Raw genomic sequence first — 8,276 nt, 5'->3', positions numbered from 1 at the left:
GGCACTGTTGCAAAGTTAGCGATGAGGCAGCCTTTTGTCTTATTCAAAGGCCTTACATTTCAAAAACTCTGCTTACCAGGCGCATTTCGCCCAGGGGATCACCATAATAAAATGCTGAGGCCTGGCCTTTGCGTAGTGCACGCATCACCTCAATACCTTTGATGGTGGCGTAAGCCGTCTTCATGGATTTAAATCCCAGCGTGGCGCCGATTATCCGTTTCAGTTTGCCATGATCGCATTCAATCACGTTGTTCCGGTACTTAATCTGTCGGTGTTCAACGTCAGACGGGCACCGGCCTTCGCGTTTGAGCAGAGCAAGCGCGCGACCATAGGCGGGCGCTTTATCCGTGTTGATGAATCGCGGGATCTGCCACTTCTTCACGTTGTTGAGGATTTTACCCAGAAACCGGTATGCAGCTTTGCTGTTACGACGGGAGGAGAGATAAAAATCGACAGTGCGGCCCCGGCTGTCGACGGCCCGGTACAGATACGCCCAGCGGCCATTGACCTTCACGTAGGTTTCATCCATGTGCCACGGGCAAAGATCGGAAGGGTTACGCCAGTACCAGCGCAGCCGTTTTTCCATTTCAGGCGCATAACGCTGAACCCAGCGGTAAATCGTGGAGTGATCGACATTCACTCCGCGTTCAGCCAGCATCTCCTGCAGCTCACGGTAACTGATGCCGTATTTGCAGTACCAGCGTACGGCCCACAGAATGATGTCACGCTGAAAATGCCGGCCTTTGAATGGGTTCATGTGCAGCTCCATCAGCAAAAGGGGATGATAAGTTTATCACCACCGACTATTTGCAACAGTGCCAAAAATACCCTCAGCAATTAGTGTACTGAGGGTATTGTTAACCATCCGTAGGATCGTTCAACTGATCAATGCCTTAACTGATCGGTGTTATCCCGATTGGGAGGCTTTACAAAATAGCTCATTTTTATCTTACGCTTGCGCTTTCTTAGGCAAAGAAAAGTGCAGTAAGGCATAGCCAAGTAATGCTGCTGTCGTAGAACCCATTAAGATACCGAGTCGAGCATAGGTATCAAATTCAGGACTTACATTTCCGAACGCTAAAGAGGAAATGAAGATAGACATTGTAAAGCCAATACCACACAACACAGATACCGCAAAGATATGCTTGAAGTTAACGCCTTCAGGTAACTTAGCAACGCCCATTTTTACCGCTGCCCAGCTAAAGGTAAAGATACCTAGAGGCTTACCAACCAGTAGACCCAAAGCAATACCGAGTGGCAGCATTGAAGTTAGACCTGACATCGATACGCCTTCTAACGAAATCCCCGCATTGGCAAATGCGAATAGAGGCAGAATACCAAATGCCACGTATGGGTGAAGCGCGTGCTCCATATGTTTAAGTGGAGAATGTTCGCCCTGCTTTCCCTTTAGTGGGATAGCAAAACCAATCACTACACCTGCCAATGTTGCGTGAACACCAGATTTAAGCACCGCGAACCATAAGATCGCACCGACGATCATGTATGGCGTAAGTTTTGTTACTTCCTTCGCATTCAACATGAATAGGACACCAGTCATGATGAAGCCAACAAGCAACGCCATGGTCGACAGGTCACCGGTGTAAAATAGCGCGATAATAACAACTACACCTAAATCATCGATGATAGCAACCGCCAGCAAGAACACTTTTAGGCTTACTGGTACACGCTTACCTAATAACGCCATGATACCTAAAGCAAAAGCGATATCTGTCGCCGCTGGAATTGCCCAACCAGAAATCGCCTCAGGATCGTTGGCATTAAAGGCTACGTAAATAAGAGCAGGAGTTAATATACCGCCAACCGCTGCAATCGCAGGGAAAATTGCGGTTTCTTTTGATTTTAACGCACCTTCAAGCAGCTCTCGCTTAACTTCAAGGCCAATGAGTAAGAAGAAAACAGCCATTAGGCCGTCATTAATCCAGTGAGAAACTGACATACCAAATACATAAGTATGCAGTACAGATTGATAAGTTTCGCCCAGCGGTGAGTTAGCAATGGTCATCGCAATTGCCGCGGCAATCACGAGAAGAATACCACCAGCTGATTCCATTTTGAAAAAGTCACGAATGACATCGTTCATGGTTTCGTCCTTATATTTATTATCTTAATAAACGATTAACAAAGAATGATAAGAGTGTATAGCGGTCGAAAACTTTAGAATAATTGAATCGCCACGGATAATCTAGACACTTCCGAGCCGTTGATTGGACTGACCCCACGCCCGTAGACAAATTCTGTCCTCACGACGAGGCCTGTTCGAAGGCCTCCGGACTGACGCCGCCGAGGTGACTGTGGCGCCGGGCCCGGTTGTAGAACACTTCAATGTAATCGAAGATATCCGCCCGGGCTAAATAGCTGCGCCTAATACCGCTACACTTTTGCCTGACCATGTTTTCCTCCGGGGAATGGGCTGGCGGTTTCCATAAAATGGCGGACCTTTTTCAGTAACTGCCACATTGAGCGGCACTGATGATTACGGGTTATCGTGTCATGAAGTGCCTGCCATAGCCGTTCCACATGATTCACCCACGGCGAGTAAACCGGCTGGTAAATTACCCTGAACTTGGGATTTGCTTTCAACCAGCGCTGTGTTTCGCGGCTTTTATGGATAATGTAGTTATCAACGATCAGCGTGATTGTTTTCGCCCGCCGGTAAGTGGCTTTCAGGTGCTTCAGCAGAGCGATAAACAGCGCTGAACTTTTGCTGTTGCCGCCCACGTAGCTGACTTGGCACTGTTGCAAATAGTCGGTGGTGATAAACTTATCATCCCCTTTTGCTGATGGAGCTGCACATGAACCCATTCAAAGGCCGGCATTTTCAGCGTGACATCATTCTGTGGGCCGTACGCTGGTACTGGGGTTTGAGGGCCAATGGAACGAAAACGTACGCTAAGAAGGTAATTCATTGTTTAAATTAAAATTTAATTCTCTCAGTTCCCCCTTCAAAATATCCTCCGGTAGCGTGAACGTATAATGCCCCAGCATATTGATATGCCCGTGCATCAGTGGGGATAACCGGACGATATCTTCACCCCCGGTTTCTTCTCCATTCCTGCGCATCCAGCTCAGGGCTTCCTGCATATAAAGTGTGTTCCACAGTACCACTGCGTTAGTGACGAGGCCCAGTGCACCCAGTTGATCTTCCTGACCTTCACGGTAGCGCTTTCTGATCTCACCGCGCTGCCCGTAGCAGATCGCCCTCGCCACAGCATGGCGGCCTTCTCCCCGGTTTAGCTGCGTCAGGATCCGCCGACGATAATCTTCATCATCAATATAATTTAGAAGGTGCAGCGTCTTGTTGACGCGCCCCACTTCCATGATCGCCTGTGCCAACCCTGATGGGCGCGAGCTTTTCAGCAAAGAGCGAATGAGTTCTGAAGCATGAATGGTACCCAGTTTCAGCGAACCGGCGGCTCGCATCATCTCATCCCACTGATACTCGGCTTTCGACAGATCGGCACAACCACGAGCCAGTTCGTCTAGTGCACCGTAATTTGCCGATTTATCCACCCGCCAGAATACTGCTTCACCGGCATCGGCAAGCCGAGGAGAAAACTGGTATCCCAGCAGCCAGAAGAGGCCAAAAATAATGTCGCTGGTACCGGCTGTGTCTGTCATGATCTCAACCGGATTCAGCCCTGTCTGCTGCTCCAGAAGGCCTTCCAGCACAAAAATGGAATCACGTAATGTGCCGGGAACAACGATGCCGTGGAATCCAGAATACTGATCAGAGACGAAGTTGTACCAGGTGATGCCACGTCCGGAACCAAAATATTTTCTGTTAGGTCCTGAATTGACGGTTTTCACCGGCGTGACAAAGCGCATGCCGTCAGCTGAAGCCACTTCGCCGCCACCCCAGCGGCCAGCAAGCTCCAGTGTGGACTGAAAATCAACCAGGCGGACATTGGCGCTGACCAGCGTTTCTGCCCGGAGGTAATTCTGTTTCACCCAACTGAGCCGGTGGCGCGTCAGCGCCGGTATATTGTGCTTTATCAGCGGTTCCAGCCCGATATTGCAAGCCTCAGCCATCAGGACCGCGCACAGGCTGATGTGCAGATCCTGCGCCCGGGCCCCGGATTCACTGACATGCGTAAACTCACGTGTAAAGCCCGTTCTGGCATCTATCTCAAGCAACAGTTCCGTCAAATCTACCGGCGGGAGTAGCTGCCTTACCCGACTGTTGAGACGATGCAACGATGGTGGCTCCTCCAGTTTCTCCAGGCTGCTGATAGTCAGGGAAGGATATTTACCGTCATGGCAGATATTAACCTCCGCATTTCCTTCAAAGCGAGATGCGACGGCTTTCCAGGTTTTATCCAGTTGGACCGCCAGCTGTTGCACGCCTTTATGTCCATCAGTGGGATGTCCCAGCGCCCGACAGATGGGGACCCGCTGAACCTGCCATTCTTCCCCCTGCAACAGCTTCTCGCGGGGATTTCCCCAGCGATCGCTGTTTTCGAGCCAGATGTCCCGTCGGCGTAGTGCATCCTGAAGGGGTCCGCTTGGAAAAGGGAAAATAACCTACGCTAAGACTACTTTTTAACCAATCGGCTATTGGATATCACTCGGTTCGCGGGGCTACAGCGTTTCTGGGGTCGGTTCCGGCTGAGGGCGAAATGACACCCTAAGCGTTAGCTCTGTGTCGTTGCACGATGTCAGCGACGGTATTCTTGCTGATACCGAGCTCGCGTGCGATCCAGCGATAGCTGCGTCCCTCGGCCCTCATCGCAACCACCTTAGGCAAAAGTCGGTCTGATTTTGGTCGCACTCCGGCCTGACGACCAAGCCTCTTACCACGTGCCTTCGCAACAGCAAGGCCTGACTTGACCCGCTCGCTGATGAGATCCCGCTCAAACTCCGCAATGCCGGAAAGAAACGTCGCCAGCATTCGTCCATACGGCGACGAAAGATCGAACGCCATTCCATTCATGGCTATCACGGAAACCTTCCAGTTCTCCAGTTCACGTAGCGTATTGAGCAGATCGAGCGTCGAGCGCCCCCACCGGGAAAGCTCAGTGACCAGGATTGCATCAATTTGTCTGGACTGGGCAAGCGCCAGGACTTTCTTTCGCTCGGCCCGGTCGAGTTTAGTTCCTGAACCTGTTTCCTTAAATATTCCCACCACGTCGTAGCCGGCACGGCCGGCGAAGGCTCGCAGATCAAATTCCTGGCGTTCACAAGACTGATCCGCTGTTGAAACCCGGCAGTAAATGGCGGCACGATGTCCCAATTGAACCCTCCTGGATTTTTGTATCGGAACGCCCTGATTTATATGGGCTGGCTGTTGTCCAAAACAGACTATACTTCAAAAGGGACGAATTTGTATGTCACGACGCCATATTTTCACCGAACGGCAGCGAGCAGCGCTGTTCGATCTGCCCACGGACGAACTGTCGCTACTGAAGTTCTACACGCTGGGCGATGATGACCTGGAAAACATTAGGCAGCGCCGCAGACCGGAAAACAGGATTGGCTTTGCCCTGCAACTTTGTGCCTTACGATATCCGGGCCGTGCACTGGCTCCTGGTGAGATGATCCCGCGTGAAGTCCTTTCCTTCGTCGGTGCTCAGCTTGGAGTTCCGGCTGATGCGCTTCTCACTTATGCCACACGGCGCCAAACCCGTCAGCAGCACATGGACACGCTGCGCGAAATTTACGGCTACAAGACCTTCACGGGCCGTGGTGCCCGTGATCTGCGGGAGTGGACTTTCGGCCAGGCCGAAGATGCCAGATCAAACGAGGATCTTGCTCATCGTTTTATTGTGCGGTGTCGGGAAACTTCCACCATTCTGCCCGCAGTATCGACAATCGAGCGCTTGTGCGCGGATGCTCTGGTCGCCGCTGAGCGGCGGATTGAAACGCGGATTGCGGAAAATTTAACAGCGGATGTTCGCGATCACCTGGACAAACTTCTGAGTGAAATGCTCGCCGGCAATATCAGTCGTTTCATCTGGCTTCGCAACTTCGAGGTTGGTAACAACTCGGCTGCTGCTAACCGTTTGCTCGACAGGCTCGAATTTCTGCGTACCCTGAATATCAATCATAGTGCTTTGGCCAGCATACCTGCCCATCGCATTGCCCGGCTGCGTCGGCAGGGTGAACGCTACTTCACCGACGGTTTGCGTGACATCACTTCGGACCGCCGCTGGGCGATCCTTGCCGTCTGTGTTGTGGAGTGGGAAGCGGCGATTGCTGATGCCATAGTCGAAACCCATGACAGGATCGTAGGAAAAACCTGGCGGGAAGCGAAGCGCCAGCATGACGAAACAATTTCCGGCTCTAAAGCCACACTCACGGATACGATCCGTACCTTCACCGCGCTGGGAGCTTCGTTGCTTGAGGCCCGCAGTGACGGAACCCCGCTGGAGATGGCTGTCGCCAGTTCGGTTGCATGGGACCGGCTCGCTCAACTGGTAGCGACAGGGACTCAACTCAGCAACACGCTAGCCGATGAGCCTCTTGCATATGTCGGGCAGGGATACCATCGCTTTCGTCGTTATGCGCCCCGCATGTTGCGCTGTCTGAAGCTCGAAGCCGCGCCGGTCGCCGGACCATTGGTAGCAGCAGCTTTGTCGATCGGAGAGATGAAAGGTGTTGCATCGCCAGAAAGGCGTTTCCTGCGGCCCAGCTCCAAATGGAACCGTCATTTACGAGCTCAGGAAAAAGGAGATACCCGTCTTTGGGAAGTGGCGGTACTCTTTCACCTCCGGGATGCTTTTCGTTCCGGAGATGTCTGGCTCGCTCATTCGCGCCGCTATGGTGACCTCAAGCAGGTACTGGTGCCGATGATCGCGGCGCAGGAAAATGCAAAACTGGCCGTGCCTTCCAACCCACAGGATTGGCTGGCAGACAGAAAGGCGCGACTCACGATCGCTCTTAAGCGGCTGGCCCGGGCTGCCCGTAACGGCACTATTCCGCACGGTAGCATAGAAGATGGAACGTTGCGGATCGACAGGTTGACAGCAGACGTGCCGGATGGTGCCGAGGCACTCATACTGGATCTGTATCGCCGAATGCCGTCCGTTCGGATTACCGACATGCTGCTTGAAGTTGATGCAGCCCTTGGTTTCACAGATGCGTTTACCCATCTGAGAACCGGGGCTCCATGTCGCGACCGGATCGGTCTGCTCAACGTCCTGCTCGCTGAAGGGCTCAATCTGGGCCTGCGTAAGATGGCGGAAGCTACAAACACGCATGATTACTGGCAGCTCTCACGCCTTGCCCGCTGGCATGTTGAAAGCGAAGCCATGAACCAGGCATTGGCAATTGTGGTGGCCGCGCAGGGTAAACTGCCGATGTCACGCGTCTGGGGGATGGGCACGTCAGCATCGAGCGATGGTCAGTTTTTCCCGACAGCGCGGCATGGCGAAGTCATGAACATGGTCAATGCCAAATATGGTTCTGTTCCCGGCCTCAAAGCGTATACTCACGTAAGCGACCAGTTCGCGCCATTCGCTTGTCAGTCGATCCCGGCGACCGTGAGCGAGGCACCGTATATTCTCGATGGACTACTGATGAACGAGGTCGGTCGCCATGTTCGCGAACAGTATGCCGATACAGCAGGATTCACCGACCATTTGTTCGGAGCCAGTAGCCTGCTCGGCTACAATCTCGTTCTGCGAATCAGGGATCTGCCATCGAAGCGGTTGTACGTATTTAATCCCGATACGACCCCCAGGGAGTTACGCAAGTTGGTAGGTGGAAAAGCCCGGGAGGATCTTATCGTTGCGAACTGGCCTGATATTTTCCGTTGTGCCGCGACGATGACCGCTGGCAAAATCAGGCCCAGCCAACTCCTGCGCAAGCTCGCTTCTTACCCACGACAAAACAACCTTGCAGTTGCGCTTCGTGAAGTTGGTCGTATTGAACGGACCCTTTTCATTATTGAGTGGATCCTGGATACGGACATGCAGCGGCGTGCTCAGATCGGTCTTAACAAGGGAGAGGCCCACCATGCGCTCAAAAATGCGCTCCGTATCGGGAGGCAGGGGGAAATTCGCGATCGCACGACAGAGGGGCAGCACTACCGAATCGCTGGGCTCAATTTATTGACTGCGGTGATCATTTACTGGAATACCGTCCATCTTGGTCATGCCGTCACGGAGCGGCGGAACGAAGGGTTGGATGTTCCCCCTGAATTTCTTCCCCACATATCCCCATTGGGCTGGGCGCACATTCTACTGACTGGCGAATATCTTTGGCCCAAGGAACCGAAAGCTTAGGGTGTCATTTCGCCCTCAGCCGGAACCGACCCC

The 8,276-nt window shown here is 52.8% G+C and carries 4 protein-coding genes and 3 pseudogenes; 1 reads left to right on the top strand and 6 read right to left on the bottom strand.

The window, feature by feature from the left end:
• Positions 1 to 52: 52 nt before the first annotated feature.
• The 6 genes and pseudogenes from OGV85_RS18590 to OGV85_RS18560 all read right to left on the bottom strand — a co-directional run bounded on the left by OGV85_RS18590 (position 53) and on the right by OGV85_RS18560 (position 5,251).
• The gene (locus OGV85_RS18590; RefSeq protein WP_001067855.1) at positions 53 to 757 is read right to left on the bottom strand and encodes an IS6-like element IS26 family transposase; all 705 of its coding nucleotides are present in this window, start codon (positions 755 to 757) and stop codon (positions 53 to 55) included.
• A 192-nt stretch (positions 758 to 949) separates the two neighbouring features.
• Positions 950 to 2,101, bottom strand: coding sequence for a Na+/H+ antiporter NhaA (nhaA, locus tag OGV85_RS18585; protein WP_001000602.1), 1,152 nt, complete (start codon positions 2,099 to 2,101; stop codon positions 950 to 952).
• Positions 2,102 to 2,261: 160 nt separating this feature from the next.
• Positions 2,262 to 2,372: pseudogene (locus OGV85_RS18580) on the bottom strand (IS3 family transposase); the annotation flags it as partial.
• A gap of 19 nt (positions 2,373 to 2,391) precedes the next feature.
• Positions 2,392 to 2,751 (bottom strand): annotated as a pseudogene (locus OGV85_RS18575) (IS630 family transposase); the annotation flags it as partial.
• Positions 2,752 to 2,910: 159 nt separating this feature from the next.
• Positions 2,911 to 4,515, bottom strand: a pseudogene (locus tag OGV85_RS18565) (Tn3 family transposase); the annotation flags it as partial.
• A gap of 130 nt (positions 4,516 to 4,645) precedes the next feature.
• Positions 4,646 to 5,251, bottom strand: coding sequence for a recombinase family protein (locus OGV85_RS18560; protein ID WP_000509966.1), 606 nt, complete (start codon positions 5,249 to 5,251; stop codon positions 4,646 to 4,648).
• 94 nt (positions 5,252 to 5,345) lie between these two features.
• On the opposite strand from OGV85_RS18560, the gene OGV85_RS18555 reads away from it, so the two are divergent.
• Entirely contained in the window at positions 5,346 to 8,243 is a 2,898-nt protein-coding gene (locus tag OGV85_RS18555; protein WP_023307208.1) for a Tn3-like element Tn5403 family transposase, read from the top strand.
• Positions 8,244 to 8,276 lie beyond the last annotated feature (33 nt).

The sequence above is a fragment of the Citrobacter sp. Cf132 genome (assembly GCF_030333885.1).
Classification (GTDB): Bacteria; Pseudomonadota; Gammaproteobacteria; order Enterobacterales; family Enterobacteriaceae; genus Citrobacter; species Citrobacter freundii.
This window is presented reverse-complemented; position numbering and strand designations above follow the sequence as displayed.